The organism is Kitasatospora sp. NPDC004289, from assembly GCF_053602875.1.
In genome coordinates this window covers 33,227-54,697 of the sequence record NZ_JBSGEL010000054.1, presented here as the reverse complement: position 1 = coordinate 54,697, position 21,471 = coordinate 33,227, and the positions used below count along the sequence as shown (strand labels likewise).

The window sequence follows — 21,471 nt, the reverse complement described above, 5'->3', positions numbered from 1 at the left end:
GTTCCGAGCAGAAGTGGTGTTCCAAGGATTGGCCGCCCCGGGACCGTCCACACAGAACGCGTGTCCGGTGCTCCCTGCCGAGCGACTAGAGAACACTACCCCCGTCACCCTCCGAAGGCAAACATCCCACTTCGAGGACCCGCGTGCAGGCGGCCGGCGACCCCTCCACGTACGCGCCGTTGGGAGCGTCGTTGCGCTCGATCCACTCCCGAGCCGCCTCCGGGGTGCGGCCGCCGCTGACATGACGGTGCATCAGGCGTTCGTCCCGGACGGAGGCCGGCGTCGCGAGGTACCAGAGCTCGTGGAGGAGGGGGCGGACGGCGGACCAGGGGGGCTCGGTGCTGGCGAGGTAGTTGCCCTCGGTGACGACCAGGCGGGTGTGGGGGTGGATGGCGTGGCGGCCGGCGACCGCCTCGTCGAGGGTGCGGTCGAAGCCGGGGGCGTAGACCTCGGTGAAGCGTTCGGTGTGGACACGGCGGAGGAGGGCGACGTAGCCGTGGGCGTCGAAGCTGGGCGGGGAGCCCTTGCGGTGGCGCAGGCCGAGGCGGTCGAGTTGGGCGTTGGCGAGGTGGAAGCCGTCGAGGGGGAGGTAGGCCGCGGTACCGGGGCCGTGGGTGCGGTTGATCTCGGTGATCAGGTAGAGGGCCAGGGTGGACTTCCCGGTGCCGGGCGGACCGGTGAGGCCGAGGACGGAGCGGCCCTTGTGGACGGTGTGGCCGTCGAGGAGGCGGGTGGCGAGGGCGACCAGGCTCTCGGGGGTCGCCGGGGAAGAGGCGGAGGTCGCGGCGGCGTTGCTGTCCAGCGGCATGGGGCGCACCCTACTCAGCCGGGTGCGCGGTGAGGACCGGCACGTCGAAGGTGAGGGTGCCGGCTCCGGCGTCCAGGGTGGCGGGCAGGCCGAGCGGGACGGTGAGGGTGGAGGGGCAGTGGCCGAAGCCGAACTCCCAGATCACCGGGACGCCCAGCGGGGCGAGCCGGTCGCGCATGGTCTCCCTGACCTGGTCGAGCGGCCCGCAGTCCTCCCAGGAACCGAGGGCGATCCCGGCCACGCCCTCCAGGGCGCCGGAGCGGATCAGCTGGGTGAGGATGCGGTCGAGCTGGTAGGGCTGCTCGCCGACGTCCTCCAGCAGGAGGAGGGTGCCGGCGAAGGAGGGGCGGGCGGTGGGGGTGCCGCGTTCGGCGGCGAGCAGGGCGGCGCAGCCGCCGGCCGTGGTGCCGCGGGCGGTGCCGGGGAAGAGGGGGGTGCCGGTGGAGCCGACGACCAGGGTGGTCTCGGGCTCGAAGAGGGTGCGGCGCAGGTGTTTGGCGGTGGGCGGGTCGGCGATGAAGGTGGCGCCGGTGCCGAGCGGGCCGTAGAGGGTGGGGACGCCGAGGCGCTGGGCGACGGCCTCGTGCAGGACGGTGATGTCGCTGAAGCCGACCAGGGCCTTGGGCGGCGCGGCGCGCAGCGCGTCCCAGTCGAGCAGGTCGACCATCCGCTGGACGCCGTAGCCGCCGCGGGCGCAGATGACGGCGGCGACGGTGGGGTCGAGCCAGGCCTGCTGGAAGTCGGCGGCGCGGTCGGCGTCGGTGCCGGCCAGGTAGCCGAGGTGGTTGTCGCGGTGGTGGGCACCGGGGACGACCTCCAGGCCCCAGGACCGGAGGACGGCGGTGCCGGCCGCGATCTGGTCGGCCTCGAGGGGTCCGCTGGTGGCCACCAGGGCGACCCGGTCGCCGGGCACCAGGCGGCGCCCCCTGCGCGGCGTGCCGACGGCAGCGGTGGCGGTGGTCGTCTGAGACATCGTCAGGTACCCCTCGGAGGGACGGAGGACGGGAGGGGCGCGGTGCCGGTCGGACGGGTGCCCGGCCGGCACCGCGCAGTCCCTTCCAGTCCTACCGCATGCCCATCGCGTGGCGGACCTCGGCCAGGGTGGCGTCGGCGAGGGCGTTGGCCCGTTCGGCGCCCTCGGTGAGGACGGTGCGGAGCAGGGTGCGGTCCTCGGCGAGTTCGGCGCGGCGGGCGCGGATGGGGCGGAGGTACTCGTTGACGGCCTCGGTGACGTGCTTCTTGAGGGCGGCCGCTCCGCCGTCACCGATCTCGGCGGCCACGGCGGCCGGGTCGCGGTCCTGGCAGAGGGCGGCGAGCCGGAGCAGGCCGGAGACGCCGGGGCGGGCCTCGGGGTCGTAGCTGATGTGCCGTGAGGCGTCGGTGGTGGCGCCGCGGATGAGCTTGGCGGTGCGGTCCTCGGTGGCGCCGAGCGGGATGGCGTTGCCGCGGCTCTTGCTCATCTTGCCGCCGTCGGTGCCGAGGAGCAGCGGTGCGTCGGAGAGCAGTGGCCGGGGGACGGGGAAGAGCTCGGTGGCGTAGCGCTCGTTGAAGCGGCGGGCGATGGTGCGGGTGACCTCCAGGTGCGGGAGCTGGTCGCGGCCGACGGGGACCAGGTCGGCCTTGCAGAAGAGGATGTCGGCGGCCTGGTGCACGGGATAGGTGAACATCAGTCCGCTGACGGCGGCCTGGCTGGAGTGCGCGATCTCGTCCTTGACGGTGGGGTTGCGGCTGAGCTCGGCGACGCTGACCAGGCTGAGGAAGGGGAGCATCAGCTGGTTCAGGGCGGGGACGGAGCTGTGCGTGAAGACCGTGGCCCGGGTCGGGTCGACACCGGCGGCGAGGTAGTCGAGCACCAGGTCCTCGGCGGCCTCGGCGGGGCGGTCGGCCCGGTCCCGGTCGGTGAGGGTCTGGTAGTCGGCGACCACCAGGAGGAGTTCGACGCCGGCGGCCTGGAGGTCGACGCGGTTCTTGAGGGTGCCGAAGTAGTGGCCGAGGTGGAGCGGGCCGGTGGGGCGGTCGCCGGTGAGGATGCGGTGGCCCTCGGGGTGGCGGAGGACCTCGTCGAGAGTGGTGTGGCCGACGGCCGGGGTGGCGGAGGTGGTGGTCTGCATCGGTGGCTCCTGGGAGGTGACGGTGGGTCGGACCGTCCGCCGGGAGCCGCCGTGTGCGGACACGCCGCAGGGCCGCCCTTGCGGACGGCCCTGCGGTCATGCGTGCGGGGTGGCCGTCCTAGGACGGCCACCAGCTGAGGCACGGCTGAAGCTTCATGTCCGCCAGGGTAGCCGCCGGGCGCCTGCCCGGGACAGGGACTTTCTCCTCGCGGCCCGCCCTCACCGCGCGTTGGGCACGTACCCGAGGTCGACCGGGACCACCGTGCCCCGACCGGCCAGCCAGTCCTCGCGGACCGCGGCCAGCAGCTCGGGCAGTTGCGGGGGCCAGAGGGCGTCGGCGGCCGGGTCGGCCAGGTCCTCCGGGGACCACCAGCGGGAGTCGAGGATGCGGTCGGTCGCGTGCACCGCGCTGACGTCGCCGACCAGCCCGCGCCGGGGGCCACGGCTGAGGTAGACGTGCTCGTGCTGGCGGACCGGGATGCCGTGCCAGGTGAAGTCGTGCTCCCAGGTGCAGAGCAGCGGGCCCGGGGCCAGGTCGGTCCAGCCGGTCTCCTCCCAGAGCTCGCGGCGGGCTCCGGTGGCCGGGGACTCACCCGCCTCGATGCCGCCGCCCGGCATGGTCCAGTGCACGCCGACCTCGCTGTTGTCGGAGCGAAGCAGGAAGACCGCGCCGCCCGGCTCCAGTACGGCGGTCCGTGCCGCTCGTCGTGGGGTTCGCATCGGGTCACCCTGGCAGACGGCTCCGACGGCGACCAGGGCATTTCCGTTGCGCCGCCCGCCTCCGGCCCTAACCTGAGCGAATGATCCTCTTCCCCGTCGATCCGCTGACCCCCCGCCGCCCCGATCCGCACTTCCTGCTGGAGGCCCGGCGGGTCACCGAACTCGGCGGCGGCACCGTCCTGTTGGACCATGACGCGCTGCTGGCGGGGGACGTCCGGGAGGCGGTCCGAGCGGTCCCGGCGGGCGGCGGTCCGCTGTGGTACCGGGGGTGGATGGTCCCGACGGCCCGGTACACCGAGCTCGCGGAGGCGCTCGCCGCACGCGGGCGACCACTGATGACCAGCGGTGCCTCGTACGCCGACGCCCATGAACTGCCGGGCTGGTACCCGGTCTTCGAGGGCTCGACGCCGGAGAGCGTGTGGCTGCCGAGCGGGCCGGGCCGTGGCGGCGCGGTCGGCGAGGCCGCGCTGGCGGAGGCGGCGCGGCGGTTGGGCGGGCGCGGGCCGGCCGTGGTGAAGGACTACGTGAAGTCGCGCAAGCACGAGTGGGACGAGGCCTGCTACGTGCCGGAGCTGGCCGACACGGCCGGGCTGCTGCGGGTGGTGCGGCGGTTCGAGGAGCTCCAGGGCGAGTTCCTGGCCGGGGGCGTGGTGCTGCGGCGGTTCGAGGAGTACCGGCGGGGCGCGGACGGCCGGGCGGTGGAGGCCCGGGTGTGGTGGCTGGACGGCGATCCGGTGCTGGTCGGCCCGCATCCGGACCGGCCGGACGCGGTGGTCCGGCCGGAGCTCGGTGGGGTGCAGCCGCTGGTGCGCTCGCTCGGCTGCCGCTTCGTCACCACCGACCTGGCCCAGTCGGAGGCGGACGGGTCCTGGCGGGTGGTGGAGGTGGGTGACGGACAGGTCAGCGAGCTGCCGCGCGGGGCGGACCTGGGGCGGCTGCTGACGGCACTGCTGTCCCGCACCGGCGGCTGACCGGGCCGGGCAGGACCGGGGACGTCGGCGGACGCTTCGGCCGGGAACGCAGGCGGACGCCCCGGGCGGGAGCGGGCCGAGGCGTGTCCAGGTGCTGACGGTGGCTCAGCCGGGGTGACGGGCCCGAACGGCGGGGGTCCGGTCCGCGGGCGGGCGGTGGCCGCGGGCCAGGAAGACCACGGGCGCGCCGTTCTGCTCCACCACGCGGTCGAGGAGCTCCGCGAGCGCCTCCCGGCCGGCTTCGCCGATCCCGCCCGCCAGAGCGTCGATCCGGCGGCGGGCCTCGGCGTAGAAGAGCTCGGCGAGTCCGGTGCCCTCGGGCGTGAGCGCGACCCGGACGGCCCGGGCGTCGCCCGGGCCCGGCTCCCGGCGGACCAGCCCGCGCTGCGAGGTCCGGTCCACCAGCCCGGTCAGGCTGGACCGGGCCAGGCCGAGCACCCCGCCCAGTTCGCCCATCCCGTGCGGCCGGGCCATGAGGACGCAGAGCAACTGCCCCTGCTGCGGGGTCAGGCCGAGCCCGCGGGCGGACTCGGCGTACACCTCGTTCACCAGGAAGGCGGACCGCACCAGAGTGCTGACCAGGTCCGGGCGCCCACCCGAGGAGGTCTTGGCCATCCGGCCAGGCTAGCACCGGCGACACTGCCACCGGGGTACGAACTACCGTCTGCGTCAACGGAATCCGGGCACCCGGTCAGTGTCCGGCGGCGACCGTCTCCGCCCGGACCGCCGACGGCCGGTGTGCCGACGGCCGGTGTGCCGACCGCTGTGCCGGGACGAACACCCGGGCGGCCGTCGGCGCCGCGCTCCGCCGGGCGACCAGCACCAGCGGGACGCCCACCGCCGCGAGCAGGCCGGCGAGCGCCAGCCCCATGCCCGGGTAACCGGCGGCGGCGGCCAGGGTGGCGCCGACCACCGGCCCGGCCGCCACTCCGAGCGAGGAGCCCGCCCCGGCCAGCACGGCCCAGCGGCCGGCCCGGTCCAATCCGGCGGCCAGCGCGATCAGGTGACTGAGCACCAGCGGGTAGCAGGTGTTCCAGAGCACCTCGCCGACGGCGAACGGCAGCACCGATCCGGCGCCGCCCGCCAGCACCATGCAGAGCGCGATCACCGCGGTGCCGGCCCCGATCGGCAGCGCCCGCCCGAAGCGGGAGCCCACCGCGCTCGCCGCCGTCACCCCGAGCAGGCCGCCGCCGAGCGCGGCGGCGAAGACCAGGCCGAGGGTCCGCTCGTCCAGACCGACCCGGGCGGTGCCGATCTGACCGCTCACGCCCCAGAGGGCGTTCTGCCCCATCGACCAGAGCAGCATTCCGCCGGCCAGTACGCAGCCCACCGCCTTCCGGGGCAGCGCGCCCCCGGACGACCTGCGCGAGGCGGTCGGACCCTCCGTCAGCGGACCGACCGTCAGACGGCCCGTGGTCAGCGCGGCCACCAGTGCCCACCCGGCGACGGCCGCGAACGGCAGCCCGTGCCCGCCGCCGAGCCGGGGCAGCGCCAGGAAGAGCGCCGCGGCCACGGCGGAGGTGGTCAGCAGCCCCAGCGCCGAACCGCGCTGCGGGTCGGCGGTGGCGGCGATGCCCGTAGAGGCCACCGCCGTCGCGGTGCCCGCGCCGAGGCCGGTGAGCAGGCAGCCGGCGATCAGCAGCGGCAGGTGGTCGGAGAGCGCGGCTGCGGTGCCGCCGACGGCCAGCAGGCCGGTCCCGGTCCGGGCCAGCCGGACCGGGCCGAGGCGTCGCACCCGACCGGCCAGCAGAAGCCCCGCCGAGGCGGAGGCGAGCAGCAGCGCGCTGCCCACCGCCCCGGCCTGAGGGGTGGTCAGTCCGAAGGAGCCGACCAGCCGGCCGACCACGGTCGGCAGCAGGTAGGCGGGCAGGTACCCGGCCGAGAACAGCACCACCAGCGCGGTGGTCGCCGCCCGGGAGGCGGGATGATCGGCGGTGGACCGTGCCCCGCCGACGGAGGGGCGGGCGGCGGTGGACCGTGCCTCGCGGGCGCGCGGAACCATGGGCGTGGCCTCTCGACCAGGGCGGACCGGGGTGGTGCTCCCGGCCTCTCGCGCGGTCGCCCGCCCTGTCTACCAGGCCGCACCCGGATGACGGCCCGTCAGAACCGTCCCGCAACCGCCGAGCTGCACAGTTGCGGCCCGCCCGAGATCCCTCCGTGATCGAACGGCCCTTGCTCCCTGCCCTAGACCCGCTCCTTCTCCTGCTCGTCCAGCTCCTCGTCCAGGCGCTCCGCGTGCCCGTGGTGCTCGGCGACGAAGGCCCGCCACAGCCGGGCGTAGGCACCGTCGAGGGCCAGCAGGGAGTCGTGGGTGCCGTCCTCCACCACTCGGCCGCGGTCCAGGACGACCACGCGGTCGGCCCGCTCGGCGGTGGTCAGGCGGTGGGCGATGACCAGGGTGGTGCGGCCGCCGGCCAGCCGGTCGGCGGCGCGGTTGACCGCGGCCTCGGTGGCCAGGTCGAGCGCGGCGGTGGCCTCGTCCAGCAACAGGACGTCCGGGTCGACCAGTTCGGCGCGGGCCAGGGCTATCAGCTGGCGCTGGCCCGCCGAGAGGTTGCGGCCCCGGGAGGTGACCTTGTGGTCGTAGCCGTCGGAGAGGCCGGTGATCATCCGGTGCGCGCCGACCGCCTCGGCCGCCGCCTCCACCTCGGCGGCGGTGGCGTCGGGCCGCCCGTACGCGATGGCCTCGCGCACCGTGCCTGCGAACAGGTACGCCTCCTGCGGGACCACGCCGAGCCGGTGCCGGTACTCGGCCAGGTCGTACGCGGACACGTCGGTGCCGTCCACCAGCACCCGGCCGCCGGTCACGTCGTAGAACCGCGCCACCAGCTTGACCAGCGTGGACTTGCCCGCGCCGGTCTCGCCCACCAGCGCCACGGTCTGCCCGGCGGGGATGTGCAGGTCGATGCCGCTGAGCACGTCCGGCCGGCCCTCGGCGGCGCCGCTGTAGGCGAAGCTGACGTCCTGGAAGGTGATCTCGCCGCGCAGCTTGCCGACCGGCACCGGGTCCTCGGCCGGCGGGGTGCTGGTCGGGGTGCGCAGCAGCTCGCGGATCCGGCCGAGGCCGACGGCGGCCTGCTGGTAGCCGTCGAAGATCTGCGAGAGCTGGTTGACCGGGGCGAAGAAGAGGTCGATGTAGAGCAGGTACGCGACCAGCGCGCCGATGGTCAGGGTGCCCGACTCGACCCGGGCCGCACCCACGATCAGCACCAGCGCGGCGGCGGTGCCGGAGAGGAACTGCACGAACGGGAAGTACAGCGAGATGTAGAACTGCGCGCGGTTGCGCGAGTCCCGGTAGGCGAGGCCGCTGGCCTCGAAGCGCTCGGTGTTGACGGTCTGCCGGCGGAACGCCTGGACGATCCGCATGCCCGCGACGTTCTCCTGCAGCTCGGCGTTGACCGTGCTGATCAGCTCGCGGGAGCGCTGGTACTGGGTGCTGGACCTGCGCCGGAAGATCCAGGTGGCGACCGCCAGCAGCGGCAGCACGGCGAACACCACCAGGGCCAGGCCGGCGTCGATCACCAGCAGTGCGGCGAAGATGCCGAAGAAGGTCAGCAGGCTGACCACGGCGGTGACCACGCCGGTCTGCAGGAAGGAGCTGATCGAGTCGACGTCGGTGGTCATCCTGGTCATGATCCGGCCGGACAACTCGCGCTCGTAGTAGTCCAGGCCGAGCCGGTTGAGGTGGGCGAAGATCTTCAGCCGCAGGCTGTAGAGCATCCGCTCGCCGGTGCGGCCGCTGACCTTGGTCTCGGTGCTCTGCACCAGCCAGTCGAGCAGCACGATCGCCAGCGCGGCGAGCGAGGCGACCGCCACCCCGGACATCGCGGCCTTGCTGACGCCGTCGTCGATGCCGTGCCGGATCAGGACCGGCAGGCTGAGACCGGCGGCCGCGTCCAGCGCGACCAGCAGCAGGGCGAGCAGGAGCGGGCGGCGGAACGGGGCGAGCATCCGGCGCAGGTTGAAGTCCGGGTCACCGGCCTCGGCCTGCTCCACCGGGATCGCGGGGGTGTCGGTGGCGGGGGGCAGCGCGGCGACCTTGGCGAGCAGCTCGGGGTCGGCTCCGGGCTTCTTCTCCGCCTTGGCCGCCTTGGCCCCCGCCTTCTTCCTCGGATCGGCCTCGGTGGCCTCGGTGGCCTCGACGGCCTTCGTGAGGATGGCCGGGGTGGGCTCCGCCGCCGGCGGTCGGGGGGTGTCCAGGACCTCGTCGGGGTTGCTGATCAGCGCCCGGTAGAGGGGACATCGGGCCTCGAGTTCCTCGTGCGTGCCGAGGTCGACCAGGCCGCCGGCGTCCATCACGGCGATCCGGTCGGCGAGTTGGAGGGTGGAGCGGCGGTGCGCGATCAGGAGGGTGGTGCGGCCGGCCGTGACGCCGTGCAGCGCCTGGTGGATCTCGGCCTCGACCTGCGGGTCGACCGCGGAGGTGGCGTCGTCCAGGAGGAGCACGGCCGGGTCGCTGAGGATGGCCCGGGCGAGCGCGATCCGCTGGCGCTGGCCGCCGGAGAGGGTCAGGCCCTGCTCGCCGACCTTGGTGGCGTAGCCCTCGGGCAGCTCGCGGATGAAGCCGTCCGCCTGCGCCGCCCGGGCGGCGGCCTCGATCTCCTCGTCGGTGGCGGCGGGGCGGCCGTAGGCGATGTTGTCCCGGACGCTCTCGGAGAAGAGGAAGCTGTCCTCCGGGACGATGCCGACGGTGGCCCGGACGGAGTCGACCGTCAGCTCGCGGACGTCGTGTCCGTAGAGGCGGACGGCGCCCGACGCGGCGTCGTAGAAGCGCGGCACCAACTGCGCGACGGTGGACTTGCCGGAGCCGGAGGCACCGACCAGGGCGAGCGTCTCGCCCTCGGCCAGACGGAAGCTCAGCCCGCACAGCACGTGGCCGGTCCCGCTGTCCGGCCCCTGGTCCCGGTCCGTGTCCGGTCGGCCGCCGTAGGAGAAGTCGACGCGGTCGAACTCGATGGCGGGAGTCCCCGCCGTCCGGGGCAGCGCGGTGAGGTCGAGGGCGTCCGGGGCCTCCTGGACCTTCGGGCGCAGGTCGACCAGCTCGAGCACCCGCTCGACGCCGGCCCTGGCCTGCTGGCCCACGGTGATCACCATGGTGAGCATCCGGACCGGGCCGGTGAGCTGGGCCAGGTAGGTGGAGAAGGCGACGAAGGTGCCGAGGCTGACCTCGCCCCTGACGGCCAGCCAGCCGCCGAGCGCGAGCACCGCGACCTGGCCGAGGGCCGGGACCGCCTGCATGGCCGGGTTGTAACGGCTGCTCAGCCGGATGGAGCGGAGCCGGGCCGCGAACAGCTTGCGGGAGGCGGCCTCCAACTTGGCCCGCTCCTGGGCCTCCTGGCCGAAGCCCTTGACCACCCGGACGCCGCCGACCGCGCCGTCCACCACTCCGGCCACGGCGGCCGCCTCCTGCTGCGCGGCCCAGGTGGCGGGGAAGAGGCGCTTGCGGCTGAGGGTGGCGGTCCACCACAGGGCCGGACCCATCAGCAGGGCGATCAGGGTGAGCGGCGGGGAGAGCCAGAGCATGACGCCCAGGGACATGCCGAACATCAGCACGTTCCCCGTCATCATCGGCAGCATGAAGAGCAGGCCGACGACCAGCTGGAGGTCGGAGGTGGCCCGGCCGACCACCTGGCCGGTGTCGAGCTCGTCCTGCCGGTCCCCGTCGAGCCGGGTGAGCGAGCGGAACAGGTCGGCCCGCATGTCGTGCTGGACGTCGATGGCGAGCTGCCCGCCGAAGTACCGGCGGACCTGGGTGCAGAGGAAGACCACCGCAGCGGCCACCAGCAGCAGGACCGCCCACGGGGTGAGCGGGCGGCTGTGCGCGGTGATCACGTCGTCGATGATCACCTTGGTGATCAGCGGGACGGTGGAGGTGACGGCCATGCCGACCAGCGAGGCGCCGAAGGCGAGCAGCACGCCGCGCCGGTGGCGCCAGCTGTAGCCCGACAGGCAGCGCAGCCAGCCGGACGACCGGAGCGCCGCCGGTTCGTTCACCTGGTCTTCGGATGCAGATCCGTGAGTCTCACGCATATTTAGGGATACTAACCATTTCATCGCTCGCCCCCCAGTGCTTATCCGGCGGGCACGTCGATGCGAACAGCCCGGACCCCGGACTGCTTCCCGACACGCCCGGCCCGACCAGCATCGCCCCCCGGCGCGGCGCGGCGGACCGGTCGGACGTACTCCGTGCGGACCGCCGTTGGACCTAGGTCAGTGGGCCGACTGCTCGGCCGCGGCCGTGAAGGCCCCCTGGGCCAGGCCGTGCAGCAGCGCGGCCGTGGCCGTGCGGGACAGGCCGGTGCGGTCGGCGCTGTGCGGGGTGGAGTTGAGCAGGCCGAAGACGGCGTGCACCACGGTGCGGGCGGTCGGCTCGGCGGCCGGCTCGGCCAGCGCCGGATGGGTGCGCCGGACGGTGTCCACCCAGAGCTCGACGTAGGAGCGCTGGAGGCGGCGGACCTTGCGGCGGTCCTCCTCCTTGAGGTGCAGCAGCTCCCGGTCGTGCAGGGTGATCAGGTCGCGGTCGTCGAGGGCGAACTCGACGTGGCCGTCGATCAGGGCGTCCAGGGCGCCGTCCGGCGTAGCGGCCTCACCCGCCCGGCGGCGGCCCTCCTCCAGCAGTCGCTCGCTGATGCCGATCAGGAGATCGGCGAGCATCGCGTCCTTGCCGGAGAAGTGGCGGTAGAGCGCGGGGCCGCTGATGCCCACCGCCTTGCCGATCTCGTCCACCCCGACGCCGAGGAAGCCCCGGGCGGCGAACAGCCGGGCCGCCTCGCGGCGGATCTGGTCCCGGCGCGGGACTACGGGGGCTTCGGGGGCCTTCGACATGACACCCATCGTAGACAGTGGGGTTATCCGTGGTTAACCTGAGCCCAGGAGTTAACGCTCATTAACTTGGGGCGGCTCCGGGTCCCGGGCTCACCCGCACCGTCGGCCCGGCCCGTCCGCTCTCCGAGGGCAAGGGAGCTCTGGGGATGGTCCTCTCGACTGCCGGACTGCACGGACCGCAGGGACTGCGGGCACCGCAGGCCGGCCGGGGCAGCAGTCCGATGCCGACGTTCGACCCGGCCGCCGCGCCCGCGCCACGGTTGGAGAGCTCGGCCGACCCGGGCTCGGCCGCCTACCGGGCGAACACCGCCGCGCACCAGGCGCTGGTCGCCGAGCTGCGCACGAAGCTCGCGGCGGCGGCCGAGGGCGGTGGCGCCAAGGCCCGCGCCCGGCACACCGCGCGCGGCAAGCTGCTGCCGCGCGAGCGGGTGGACACCCTGCTCGACCCGGGCTCCCCCTTCCTGGAGCTCGCCCCGCTCGCGGCGGACGGCCTCTACGACGGCGCCGCACCGGCGGCCGGCGTGATCGCCGGGATCGGCCGGGTCGCCGGGCGCGAGGTGGTGGTGGTCGCCAACGACGCCACCGTCAAGGGCGGCACCTACTACCCGATGACGGTGAAGAAGCACCTGCGGGCGCAGGAGGTGGCGCTGGAGAACCAGCTCCCCTGCGTCTACCTGGTGGACTCCGGCGGCGCCTTCCTCCCGATGCAGGACGAGGTCTTCCCGGACCGCGACCACTTCGGCCGGATCTTCTACAACCAGGCCCGGCTGTCGGCCTCGGGCATCCCGCAGATCGCGGCGGTGCTCGGCTCCTGCACGGCCGGCGGCGCGTACGTCCCGGCGATGAGCGACCAGGCCGTGATCGTCCGGAACCAGGGCACCATCTTCCTCGGCGGCCCGCCCCTGGTGAAGGCCGCGACCGGCGAGGTCGTCACCGCCGAGGAGCTGGGCGGCGGCGAACTGCACTCCCGCACCTCGGGCGTGACGGACCATCTGGCCGAGGACGACGCCCACGCGCTGTCCATCGTGCGGACCATCGTCTCGGGCCTCGGCCCGCGCGCCGCCAAGCCCTGGCCGCTCACCCCGGTCGAGCCCCCCGCCGTCGACCCGGCCGGGCTGTACGGCGCGGTGCCGGTGGACCCGCGCACGCCGTACGACGTCCGCGAGGTGATCGCCCGTCTGGTGGACGGCAGCCGCTTCGCCGAGTTCAAGGCGGAGTACGGGACCACCCTGGTCACCGGCTTCGCCCACATCCACGGCCACCCGGTCGGCATCGTCGCCAACAACGGCGTGCTGTTCGCCGAGTCCGCCCTCAAGGGCGCGCACTTCATCGAGCTCTGCGACCAGCGCGGCATCCCGCTGCTCTTCCTGCAGAACATCACCGGCTTCATGGTCGGGCGCCAGTACGAGGCCGGCGGCATCGCCAAGCACGGCGCCAAGATGGTCACGGCCGTGGCCTGCACCCGGGTTCCCAAGCTGACCGTGGTGATCGGCGGCTCGTACGGCGCCGGGAACTACTCGATGTGCGGGCGGGCCTACTCCCCTCGCTTCCTGTGGATGTGGCCGGGCGCGAAGATCTCGGTGATGGGCGGCGAGCAGGCCGCCTCGGTGCTGGCCACCGTGCGCCGCGACCAGTTGGAGGCGCAGGGCGAGGAGTGGCCCGGCGAGGCCGAGGAGGAGTTCAAGCGGCCGGTCCGCGAGCAGTACGAGCGGCAGGGCAACGCCTACTACTCGACCGCCCGGCTCTGGGACGACGGCGTGATCGACCCGATGGACACCCGGGCCGCGCTCGGCCTGGCCCTGACCGCCTGCGCCAACGCCCCGCTCGCCCCGGCCCGGCCGTACGGCGTCTTCCGCATGTGACGCGCCGTCGGGGGGCGCCGGACCCGTCCGGCGCCCCCGACCGCCGCTCTTCCGACCCGCTCACGACCCCCGCTCACGACCCGGAGGAACGCCTCCCATGTTCGACACAGTTCTGGTCGCCAACCGAGGCGAGATCGCGGTCCGGGTGATCCGCACGCTCCGCCGCCTCGGCGTGCGCTCGGTGGCGGTGTTCAGCGACGCGGACGCCGACGCGCCACACGTCCGGGAGGCCGACCTGGCCGTCCGGCTCGGCCCGGAGGGGCACAGCGACAGCTCGGCCACCGAGACCTACCTGCGGGGCGACCTGATCCTGGCGGCCGCCCGCCGGACCGGGGCCCAGGCGATCCACCCCGGCTACGGCTTCCTCGCGGAGAACCCGGCCTTCGCCCGGGCCTGCTCCGAGGCCGGTGTCGTCTTCATCGGCCCGCCGCCCGGTGCGGTGGAGCTGATGGGCGACAAGATCAACGCCAAGGAGGCCGTCCGGGCCGCCGGGGTGCCCGTGGTCCCCGGCAGCGTCGGGCGCGGCGACGGGGCCCCGAGCGACGCCGAACTCACCGCCGCCGCAGCCGAGATCGGCTACCCCGTGCTGCTCAAGCCCTCGGCCGGCGGCGGCGGCAAGGGCATGCGGCTGGTCCGCGACCCGGCCGACCTGGCCACCGAGCTGGCAGCCGCCCGCCGGATCGCCCGGACCGCCTTCGGCGACGACACCCTGCTGCTGGAGCGCTGGGTCGACCGGCCGCGCCACATCGAGGTGCAGGTCCTGGCCGACACCCACGGCCGGACGGTGCACCTCGGCGAGCGCGAGTGCAGCCTGCAGCGCCGGCACCAGAAGCTGATCGAGGAGGCTCCCTCCGTCCTGCTGAACCCGGAGACCCGGGCGGCGATGGGCCTGGCGGCCGTCCGCGCGGCCGAGGCCTGCGGTTACACGGGGGCCGGCACGGTCGAGTTCATCGTCCCCGGTCTGGACCCCGACGGGCCCGCGCCCGAGGGCGTCATGGACTTCTTCTTCATGGAGATGAACACCCGGCTCCAGGTCGAGCACCCCGTCACCGAGCTGGCGATCGCGGTGGGGGCCGACACCCCGGCCCCGGCGCGGCTGGACCTGGTCGAGTGGCAGGTGCGGGTCGCCTCCGGTGAGCGGCTGACGTTCGATCAGTCGGACATCTCCTTCCTGGGCCACGCGATCGAGGCCCGGATCTGCGCCGAGGACCCCGAGCGCGACTTCCTGCCGACGGGCGGTCAGGTCCTGCTGCTGGAGGACCCGCAGGGCGAGGGCGTCCGGGTGGACTCCGGCATCCAGCGGGGCACCGAGGTCGGCAGCCTGTACGACCCGATGCTGGCCAAGGTGATCGCCTACGGGCCGGACCGGGCGACTGCCCTGCGCCGTCTGCGGGCGGCCCTGGCCGAGACCCGGGTGCTCGGCGTCACCACCAACGCCGGCTTCCTGCGACGGCTGCTGGCCCACCCGGACGTGGTGGCCGGACGGTTGGACACCGGGCTGGTCGAGCGCACGGTGGAACGGGCGCCGGAGCTGCTGGCCTCCTCCTTCTCGGCCGCTCCGGCCGGCTCAGGCCCTCTCGGAGGCTCGGACGCCTCCGAGGCCACCGACGGATCCGACGGCGTCACCACCCCGGCCGCCCCGCAGCCGGACCGCTCCCCCGCCGAACCGCTCTTCCACGCGGCCGCGCTGGCACGCCAGTTGGGCCTCGCCCCGGCGGTCTCCGACGAGGGCTGGACCGACCCGTTCGCCGAGGCCTCCGGCTGGCGGCTCGGCGGCACCCCCGCCTGGACCGCCCACCGGCTCCGGCTGCCGGGCCAGGACCCGGTGACCGTGCGGCTCCGGCCCGCCACCGCCGCGGGCACGCCCTCCGCCTGGGACGCCACTCTCGACGGCGGCCCGATCAGGACCGTCCGCGCCGCCCTCGCCCCCGAGCGGCTCCACCTCACCGTCGACGGTCTGCAGACGACCTTCGCACACACCACCGACAGCACCGCCGCCGGAACGGTCCAGTGGCTCGGCCTGGACGGCGACGCCTGGGGCGTGCACCCGTACGACCCGGTGGCCGACCAGGCCCGCGGTGGCGACGCCCACCACGGCGGTCTGACCGCGCCCATGCCCGGCACCGTCACCGTGGTGAAGACCTCGCCGGGCGAGCAGGTCCGCCGCGGCCAACCCCTGCTCGTCCTGGAGGCGATGAAGATGGAGCACGTGATCACCGCTCCGCACGACGGCACCGTCAGCGAGCTGCGGGCCGCCGCCGGGAGCACCGTCGCGATGGACGAACTGCTGGTCGTGGTCGAGCCCTCCGGCACGGCGGACGCCCTCACCACCGGGGAGGCGTCGTGACCACGGAGCCCGGCCGCACCGCCGACACCTCGACGGCCGCCCCCGCCACGGGTGGGCGCGAGCCCGACGCGCTGGACCTGGGCCTGCCCGCCGTCGCCCCCGCCCCCGGCCTGCCCGGTCGGGTCAGTATCCACGAGGTCGGGCCCCGCGACGGTCTCCAGAACGAGAGTTCACTCGTACCGGTGACGGTGAAGGCCGAGTTCATCGCCCGGCTCGCGGCCGCCGGACTCGGCCGGGTCGAGGCCACCAGCTTCGTCCACCCCAAGTGGGTTCCGCAGCTTGCCGACGCCGAGGAACTGATGCCCCGGCTGGCCGGGCTGACCGACCGTCACCCGGGCCTGCGGCTGCCCGTGCTGGTGCCGAACGAGCGCGGCCTGGACCGCGCGCTGGCCCACCACGCCACCGAGGTCGCGGTCTTCGCCAGCGCCACCGAGACCTTCGCCCGGCGCAACCTCAACCGCTCGGCGGCGGAGGCCCTGGAGATGTTCAAGCCGGTGGTCGAGCGCGCTGCCGCGGCCGGGGTGCCGACCCGCGGCTACCTCTCGATGTGCTTCGGCGACCCCTGGGAGGGCCCGGTGCCGCAGGAGCAGGTCGTCGGGTTCGGCGTCCGGCTGCTGGAGCTCGGCTGCACCGAGCTCAGCCTCGGCGACACCATCGGCGTGGCCACCCCGGGCCAGGTCACCGCGCTGCTCGAGGCGTTCGACCGGGCCGGGGTCGGCCCCGACCGGCTGGCCGTCCACTTCCACGACACCTACGGCCAGGCCCTGGCCAACACCCTCGCCGCGCTGCGCTCCGGCGTCACCACGGTCGACGCCTCGGCCGGCGGCCTGGGCGGCTGCCCGTACGCCAAGAGCGCCACCGGGAACCTCGCGACCGAGGACCTGGTCTGGATGCTGCACGGCCTCGGCATCGAGACCGGCGTGGACCTGCGCTCCCTGGTCGCCACCAGCGCCTGGATGGCGCGCCGGCTCGGCCGGCCGAGCCCCTCCCGGGCCGTCCAGGCCCTGGCCGGCGCCACGGACGACGGCTCCGCGGACATCACCTCCGCCTGAGTCGCGGTCCCTCCGACCCGCTCGACGGCCGGCCCCTCCCCCGGGGCCGGCCCCTCCCGCTCCCCCACCCCGGGCAGCGGCCCGGCACCGGCCCGGCGTCTTCCCCGGCGCGCGCCACCGGGCCGCCCGGGCCCCGACCGACCCCAACTCCCGGGCCCTGCGGCCCCGATCCAGGAGGATCACCATGCTCGACCACCGCTTGGACCGCGAGTACGAGGAACTGCGCCGCACCGTCGAGCAGTTCGCCAACGACGTGGTGGCCCCGAAGATCGGGGACTACTACGAGCAGAACGAGTTCCCGTACGAGATCGTCCGCGAGATGGCCCAGATGGGGCTGTTCGGCCTGCCCTTCCCGGAGGAGTACGGCGGCATGGGCGGCGACTACTTCGCCCTCGGCCTGGCCCTGGAGGAGCTCGCCCGGGTCGACTCCTCGGTGGCGATCACCCTGGAGGCCGCGGTCTCGCTCGGCGCGATGCCGATCTACCGCTTCGGCACCGAGGAGCAGAAGCGGGAGTGGCTGCCCCGGCTGACGTCGGGTGAGCTGCTCGGCGCCTTCGGCCTGACCGAGCCGGAGGGCGGCTCGGACGCCGGGGCGACCCGCACCACGGCCCGCTACGACGCGGAGACGGACGAGTGGGTGATCAACGGCACCAAGTGCTTCATCACCAACTCCGGCACCGAGATGACCGGCCTGGTCACCGTGACCGCGCTGACGGAACCGATCGCTCGTTCGAGTGAAGACTCGGCTGACGTCTCGTCAACTCGCGAGATCTCCTCCATCATCGTTCCCACCGGTACCCCTGGGTTCACCGTCTCCCGCAAGTACTCCAAGGTCGGGTGGAACGCATCCGACACCCGTGAACTGTCCTTCACCGACTGCCGAGTTCCCGCGGCCAACCTGCTCGGCACCCGCGGCCGCGGCTACGCCCAGTTCCTGCGCATCCTCGACGAGGGTCGCATCGCCATCGCCGCCCTGGCCACCGGCCTGGCCCAGGGCTGCGTCGACCAGTCCATCGCTTACGCCGGCACCCGCCGCGCCTTCGGGCGGACGATCGGCGCCAACCAGGTCATCCAGTTCAAGCTCGCCGACATGGAGATGCGCGCGCACACCTCCCGCCTGGCCTGGCGGGACGCCGCCTCCCGGCTGCTGCACTCCGAGCCGTTCAAGAAGGAGGCGGCCATCGCGAAGCTGTACTCGTCCGAGGCGGCGGTGGACAACGCCCGGGAGGCCACCCAGATCCACGGCGGCTACGGCTTCATGAACGAGTACCCCGTCGCCCGCATGTGGCGCGACTGCAAGATCCTGGAGATCGGGGAGGGCACCTCCGAGGTCCAGCGGATGCTGATCGCAAGGGAGTTGGGCATCAACTCCTGACCCGTGGCACGGCCGGAGGGGGCGGCCCGCCAGGGCCGCCCCCTCCATCGGCATCCGTCCACACGGACTCCACGTCCCCGCTCAGGGGATGACGATCACGGGCCGGTTCGCCCGGCGCGCCAGGCGGCCCGAGACCGAACCGAACAGCTTGCCGAGCAGCCCGTGCGTGGTCCCGACCACGATCGCATCGGCGGCGTACTCCCGGCCGACCTCCTCGATCTCGTGGCAGATGTCCCCGCCCCGCTCGACCAGGATCCACGGCACCCCGTTGAGGTAGTCCGCGCACGCCAGCTCCAGGCCGAGGACCTCCGTGCGGTGGTCGGGCAGGTCCACGAACACGGGCGGCTCGCAGCCTGCCCAGACCGTCGCGGGCAGCCGGTTGGCGACGTGCACGATCACCAGTCCGCACTGTGACCGGCGGGCCATGCCGACCGCGTACGCGAGCGCGCGTTCGCTGGAGAGCGAGCCGTCGAAGCCGACCACCACACCGTGCTGGAAGACCGGGTCACAGGTCCGCGCGGGCTGAGCCGCGAGCTCCGCCCCACCGGCCCTCCCCGGAACGGCTCCTGCCGCACCGGTACCGCCCGCGATCGTTCCGTCCGTCATCGCAGCCCCCTCACTGCTTCCACCGCGACCCTCGCCCCGGCGGCCCAGCCACCGCTGGCGCGGCCACAGCCGGCCCCGGCGCACGACGTCCCTGGCCGGGACGGCGACGGCCCGGGGGCCTGCGACCCGTCCGGACCGTTCGGCCCCGGATGTGTCCACTGCGTCCGACGTGCCCGATCCGCCCGACCTGCCGGGCGCACCCGGACCGCCGGCGCGCAACTCCTCCTCGATCCGGGCACCGAGAGCGGCGTCCGCCGGTTCGGGGAGCTCAAAATCGACCATGGCTCAAAGCTCTTCGAGTGGAATGGGCCGACAGAACGGGGCACGAATGCCCGGGCAACAGGTCCACCCGAGCCATCGAGCCGGTCTCCGCCGAGCACCACCGAATGTGACCTGTTCCTCTCAGAGTACGACCGGCCCCGGGCCGCGCCCAGCGGCAGAGCCCTTGAACGGCAAGGAATCCCGCGAACGGAGTCGCGCGTTCCCGGTTCTTCGCGCCCCACCGTCGAGCCCGTGCGCCAGGGCCCTTCGGTGAAGGTTCCCTGGAGCTTCGCCGAGGAAGCCCCTGGACGCAACAGGGCCCCGGTACACCGTGATCCGACTGTCACCGTCCGGTTGGCGCACCGGCGCCGCGGCCGGCCCACGGCATGCGCCCGGCTCTCCTCTATATACGTGCACGTCACGTGCCCCCACCGTTCGGCGCCGGCGACCGCCGCGCGGTCCCACCCCCGCCGCCGGTCAAACCTCTGGCCTCCGCCGATCCCCCACCGGGCAACCGCTTCCGGCCAATTCGAGGCGGCACGGAGGGTAACGCGGCAATTGCCTGATGCATACTCCGGCCTGCTGGCAGCATGCACCGCATGCCGCTGCTGCTGCTCGACCTCGACAACACCCTGCTGCCCCGGGACGCCGCCTTCCGCGCCTGGGCCCGGGACTTCCTGGCCGAGCACCGGCTACCCGCCGCCGACCTGGGCTGGCTCACGACCATCGACGGCGGCGGCTACGTACCCCGCAGCACCGTACTCGGGGCCGCCAAGCGCCGCTACGGCCTGGACCGCTCGATGGACTCCCTGCTCGGCCACTACCGGCGGGGCATCAACTCCCACATCCACTGCCCGCCCTCCCACCTCGCCGCGCTCAACGCGGCCCGGTCCGCCGGCTGGCTCATCGGCATCGTGAGCAACGGCGGCACCGGCCCCCAGTTGGAGAAGATCCGGCGGGCCGGGCTCAGCGCCTTGGTCGACGGTTGGGTGATCTCCGAGGAGGCGCGCTGCCTCAAGCCCGATCCGCGGATCTTCGAGATCGCCGCCCAGCGCTGCGGCGTGACGCCGACCGGCGACTGGGCCGACCGGACCTGGATGGTCGGCGACCACGCCCCCGCCGACATCGCCGGCGCCGAGCTCACCGGCCTGCGCAGCGTCTGGCTCCACCACGGTCGCCCGTGGTCGGAACCCGGCTACCGCCCGACCCTCAGTGCGGCCGGCCTCCCGGAGGCCGTCGGGCTGATCCTCTCCGCCCGCTCCGCCCCGACCGGCGCGAGCACCGCGGCCACCGCACGCCGTACCGCCACCTCGGCCCCGCACACCCGGCCGGAGGCCCGGCTCCTCGGCGAACCCCGGATCCACAGCGAGTCCCGGCTCCACGCCGAGCCCCGGCCGCACGGCGAACCCCGGACCGCCCTTCGGGCAGAGGCCGGCTCCGAACCGCGCCACGACCTCCGGCACAAGAACCGAACCGGGGTCGCCGACGTCACCCCCCTCCGCGCACCGAGCGGCCCGGCCACGCCGAGCAGCCCACCCGCACCGACCGGCCCGGGAACCCCCGTCCCCGTCCCCGTCCCCGTCCCCGCCCCGATGCCGAGCGTCAGCGCCACCAGCGCGTAGCACCGCGCTCCACGAACCCCAGCTGCCGGTACAGGGGTTCACCGAGCAGGGTGGCCACCAGGGTGAAGACCCGCCCCGGCTGCGCCGCGAGGGCGGTCGTCAGGACGGCCCGTCCCAGGCCCATCGAGCGGTGGGTCGACAGGGTCGCGACCCAGTAGACGCCCACCGTCTCGCCGTCGTCGTAGGTCATGCAGGCGGCGGCCGGGACGCCCTCGACCCGGCCGAGCCAGGCCCGGTAGCCCGGCTCGGCCAACAGCGCGGCCGGCAGTACCGCACCGGCACGCCACGGCTGGTGCTCCTCCAACGGGAAGCCGTCCACCACCACCCGCTCCAGCTCGGCGAGTTCGGCCGCCGAGCCGATCTCCTCCACCGTCACTCCCGGACGCAGCCCTGCCGCGACGGCCGCCACGGAGGCCTCCGGGGCCGCGGAGGCCTCGGAGGCCTCCGGCTCACGGACCATGACGTTCATCGGCCGGGTCGGCGTGCAGCCACCCGCGGCGAAGTCGAGCCCGCCGTACGGGTCCTCCACCACCATCCGCGTGGTGCCCCACTTCTCGAACAGCTCGGCCAGCTCCGCCTGCAGGGCCGCCGCCCCGGCGGACCGCCCGCCTGACTGCCCGTCAGCCGCCGTGTCCGCCCCGTACGGGCGGGTGACCACCACGCGGTGGGTGTCGGTCGCGTTCCTGGTGCACCGCACGGCGGCGAAGCCCTCCCGCCGCTCGGACTCCCAACCCTGGGCGCGGGCCTGGGCCAGCCAGAAGCCGGCGGCGTTGTCGTTGGCCTGTTCGAGTCGACCGATCTTCGTCATGTTCCGACCATACGATCCCGGCCCGTCGCGCCGCGGCCCAAACGGAAACCCAGGTCACACCCCGCTCGGGGCCGGCTCGGGCGCCCTCCACCTCACCGACACG

16 protein-coding genes are annotated in these 21,471 nt (G+C 74.2%); 6 read left to right on the top strand and 10 right to left on the bottom strand.

The annotated features are described in order from the left end of the window. Window positions 1–85: 85 nt before the first annotated feature. The 4 genes from ACWEPF_RS29420 to ACWEPF_RS29405 form a co-directional block, all read right to left on the bottom strand. Window positions 86–808 (bottom strand): nucleoside/nucleotide kinase family protein, encoded by a 723-nt coding sequence (locus tag ACWEPF_RS29420; protein WP_452174919.1) that lies wholly within the window; start codon window positions 806–808, stop codon window positions 86–88. Between the two features lie 10 nt (window positions 809–818). Then, on the bottom strand, window positions 819–1,781 hold the full coding sequence (locus tag ACWEPF_RS29415; RefSeq protein ID WP_452174918.1) for a S66 peptidase family protein: 963 nt from the start codon (window positions 1,779–1,781) through the stop codon (window positions 819–821). Window positions 1,782–1,872: 91 nt separating this feature from the next. Further along, window positions 1,873–2,919 (bottom strand): tryptophan--tRNA ligase, encoded by a 1,047-nt coding sequence (trpS, locus tag ACWEPF_RS29410; RefSeq protein ID WP_452174917.1) that lies wholly within the window; start codon window positions 2,917–2,919, stop codon window positions 1,873–1,875. 219 nt (window positions 2,920–3,138) lie between these two features. After that, window positions 3,139–3,639, bottom strand: a complete 501-nt coding sequence (locus tag ACWEPF_RS29405; RefSeq protein ID WP_345290865.1) for an NUDIX hydrolase — start codon at window positions 3,637–3,639, stop codon at window positions 3,139–3,141. Between the two features lie 80 nt (window positions 3,640–3,719). Between ACWEPF_RS29405 and ACWEPF_RS29400 the strand changes: the two genes are divergently transcribed. After that, entirely contained in the window at window positions 3,720–4,610 is an 891-nt protein-coding gene (locus ACWEPF_RS29400) for an ATP-grasp domain-containing protein (protein WP_452174916.1), read from the top strand. A 105-nt stretch (window positions 4,611–4,715) separates the two neighbouring features. On the opposite strand, the gene ACWEPF_RS29395 is transcribed toward ACWEPF_RS29400, so the two are convergent. From ACWEPF_RS29395 to ACWEPF_RS29380, 4 genes are all read right to left on the bottom strand, one after another. Continuing rightward, window positions 4,716–5,225: a MarR family winged helix-turn-helix transcriptional regulator gene (locus tag ACWEPF_RS29395; protein WP_452174915.1), complete on the bottom strand. Its 510-nt coding sequence runs from the start codon at window positions 5,223–5,225 to the stop codon at window positions 4,716–4,718. Window positions 5,226–5,301: 76 nt separating this feature from the next. After that, window positions 5,302–6,612: an MFS transporter gene (locus tag ACWEPF_RS29390; RefSeq protein WP_452174914.1), complete on the bottom strand. Its 1,311-nt coding sequence runs from the start codon at window positions 6,610–6,612 to the stop codon at window positions 5,302–5,304. A 182-nt stretch (window positions 6,613–6,794) separates the two neighbouring features. Next, the gene (locus ACWEPF_RS29385) at window positions 6,795–10,640 is read right to left on the bottom strand and encodes an ABC transporter ATP-binding protein (RefSeq protein ID WP_452174913.1); all 3,846 of its coding nucleotides are present in this window, start codon (window positions 10,638–10,640) and stop codon (window positions 6,795–6,797) included. 180 nt (window positions 10,641–10,820) lie between these two features. Then, window positions 10,821–11,435, bottom strand: a complete 615-nt coding sequence (locus ACWEPF_RS29380; protein ID WP_345290860.1) for an SACE_7040 family transcriptional regulator — start codon at window positions 11,433–11,435, stop codon at window positions 10,821–10,823. Between the two features lie 221 nt (window positions 11,436–11,656). Between ACWEPF_RS29380 and ACWEPF_RS29375 the strand changes: the two genes are divergently transcribed. From ACWEPF_RS29375 to ACWEPF_RS29360, 4 genes are all read left to right on the top strand, one after another. Beyond that, complete coding sequence (locus ACWEPF_RS29375) at window positions 11,657–13,297, top strand: carboxyl transferase domain-containing protein (RefSeq protein ID WP_452174921.1); 1,641 nt, start codon at window positions 11,657–11,659, stop codon at window positions 13,295–13,297. A 97-nt stretch (window positions 13,298–13,394) separates the two neighbouring features. Further along, the gene (locus ACWEPF_RS29370; RefSeq protein ID WP_452174912.1) at window positions 13,395–15,644 is read left to right on the top strand and encodes an ATP-binding protein; all 2,250 of its coding nucleotides are present in this window, start codon (window positions 13,395–13,397) and stop codon (window positions 15,642–15,644) included. A gap of 71 nt (window positions 15,645–15,715) precedes the next feature. Then, window positions 15,716–16,696, top strand: a complete 981-nt coding sequence (locus tag ACWEPF_RS29365; RefSeq protein WP_452174920.1) for a hydroxymethylglutaryl-CoA lyase — start codon at window positions 15,716–15,718, stop codon at window positions 16,694–16,696. A gap of 184 nt (window positions 16,697–16,880) precedes the next feature. Then, window positions 16,881–18,071: an acyl-CoA dehydrogenase family protein gene (locus ACWEPF_RS29360; RefSeq protein ID WP_449798593.1), complete on the top strand. Its 1,191-nt coding sequence runs from the start codon at window positions 16,881–16,883 to the stop codon at window positions 18,069–18,071. Window positions 18,072–18,152: 81 nt separating this feature from the next. Here ACWEPF_RS29360 and ACWEPF_RS29355 read toward each other — a convergent pair whose 3' ends face one another. Then, complete coding sequence (locus tag ACWEPF_RS29355) at window positions 18,153–18,662, bottom strand: universal stress protein (RefSeq protein WP_449798608.1); 510 nt, start codon at window positions 18,660–18,662, stop codon at window positions 18,153–18,155. An 875-nt stretch (window positions 18,663–19,537) separates the two neighbouring features. Here ACWEPF_RS29355 and ACWEPF_RS29350 point away from each other — a divergent pair. Further along, the gene (locus ACWEPF_RS29350) at window positions 19,538–20,560 is read left to right on the top strand and encodes an HAD family hydrolase (RefSeq protein WP_452174911.1); all 1,023 of its coding nucleotides are present in this window, start codon (window positions 19,538–19,540) and stop codon (window positions 20,558–20,560) included. Here ACWEPF_RS29350 and ACWEPF_RS29345 read toward each other — a convergent pair. Further along, entirely contained in the window at window positions 20,541–21,368 is an 828-nt protein-coding gene (locus tag ACWEPF_RS29345) for a GNAT family N-acetyltransferase (protein ID WP_452174910.1), read from the bottom strand. The genes ACWEPF_RS29350 and ACWEPF_RS29345 overlap by 20 nt on opposite strands. Window positions 21,369–21,471: the final 103 nt, after the last annotated feature.

Excerpts from the sequence above, each read along its gene's own strand:
- ACWEPF_RS29360 (WP_449798593.1), top strand. The coding sequence starts at position 16,881 with ATGCTCGACCACCGCTTGGACCGCGAGTACGAGGAACTGCGCCGCACC.
- ACWEPF_RS29420 (WP_452174919.1), bottom strand. The coding sequence starts at position 808 with ATGCCGCTGGACAGCAACGCCGCCGCGACCTCCGCCTCTTCCCCGGCG.
- ACWEPF_RS29380 (WP_345290860.1), bottom strand. The coding sequence starts at position 11,435 with ATGTCGAAGGCCCCCGAAGCCCCCGTAGTCCCGCGCCGGGACCAGATC.
- ACWEPF_RS29350 (WP_452174911.1), top strand. The coding sequence starts at position 19,538 with ATGCCGCTGCTGCTGCTCGACCTCGACAACACCCTGCTGCCCCGGGAC.
- ACWEPF_RS29375 (WP_452174921.1), top strand. The coding sequence starts at position 11,657 with ATGCCGACGTTCGACCCGGCCGCCGCGCCCGCGCCACGGTTGGAGAGC.
- trpS (WP_452174917.1), bottom strand. The coding sequence starts at position 2,919 with ATGCAGACCACCACCTCCGCCACCCCGGCCGTCGGCCACACCACTCTC.
- ACWEPF_RS29390 (WP_452174914.1), bottom strand. The coding sequence starts at position 6,612 with ATGGTTCCGCGCGCCCGCGAGGCACGGTCCACCGCCGCCCGCCCCTCC.
- ACWEPF_RS29385 (WP_452174913.1), bottom strand. The coding sequence starts at position 10,640 with ATGCGTGAGACTCACGGATCTGCATCCGAAGACCAGGTGAACGAACCG.
- ACWEPF_RS29415 (WP_452174918.1), bottom strand. The coding sequence starts at position 1,781 with ATGTCTCAGACGACCACCGCCACCGCTGCCGTCGGCACGCCGCGCAGG.
- ACWEPF_RS29370 (WP_452174912.1), top strand. The coding sequence starts at position 13,395 with ATGTTCGACACAGTTCTGGTCGCCAACCGAGGCGAGATCGCGGTCCGG.
- ACWEPF_RS29400 (WP_452174916.1), top strand. The coding sequence starts at position 3,720 with ATGATCCTCTTCCCCGTCGATCCGCTGACCCCCCGCCGCCCCGATCCG.
- ACWEPF_RS29395 (WP_452174915.1), bottom strand. The coding sequence starts at position 5,225 with ATGGCCAAGACCTCCTCGGGTGGGCGCCCGGACCTGGTCAGCACTCTG.
- ACWEPF_RS29405 (WP_345290865.1), bottom strand. The coding sequence starts at position 3,639 with ATGCGAACCCCACGACGAGCGGCACGGACCGCCGTACTGGAGCCGGGC.
- ACWEPF_RS29345 (WP_452174910.1), bottom strand. The coding sequence starts at position 21,368 with ATGACGAAGATCGGTCGACTCGAACAGGCCAACGACAACGCCGCCGGC.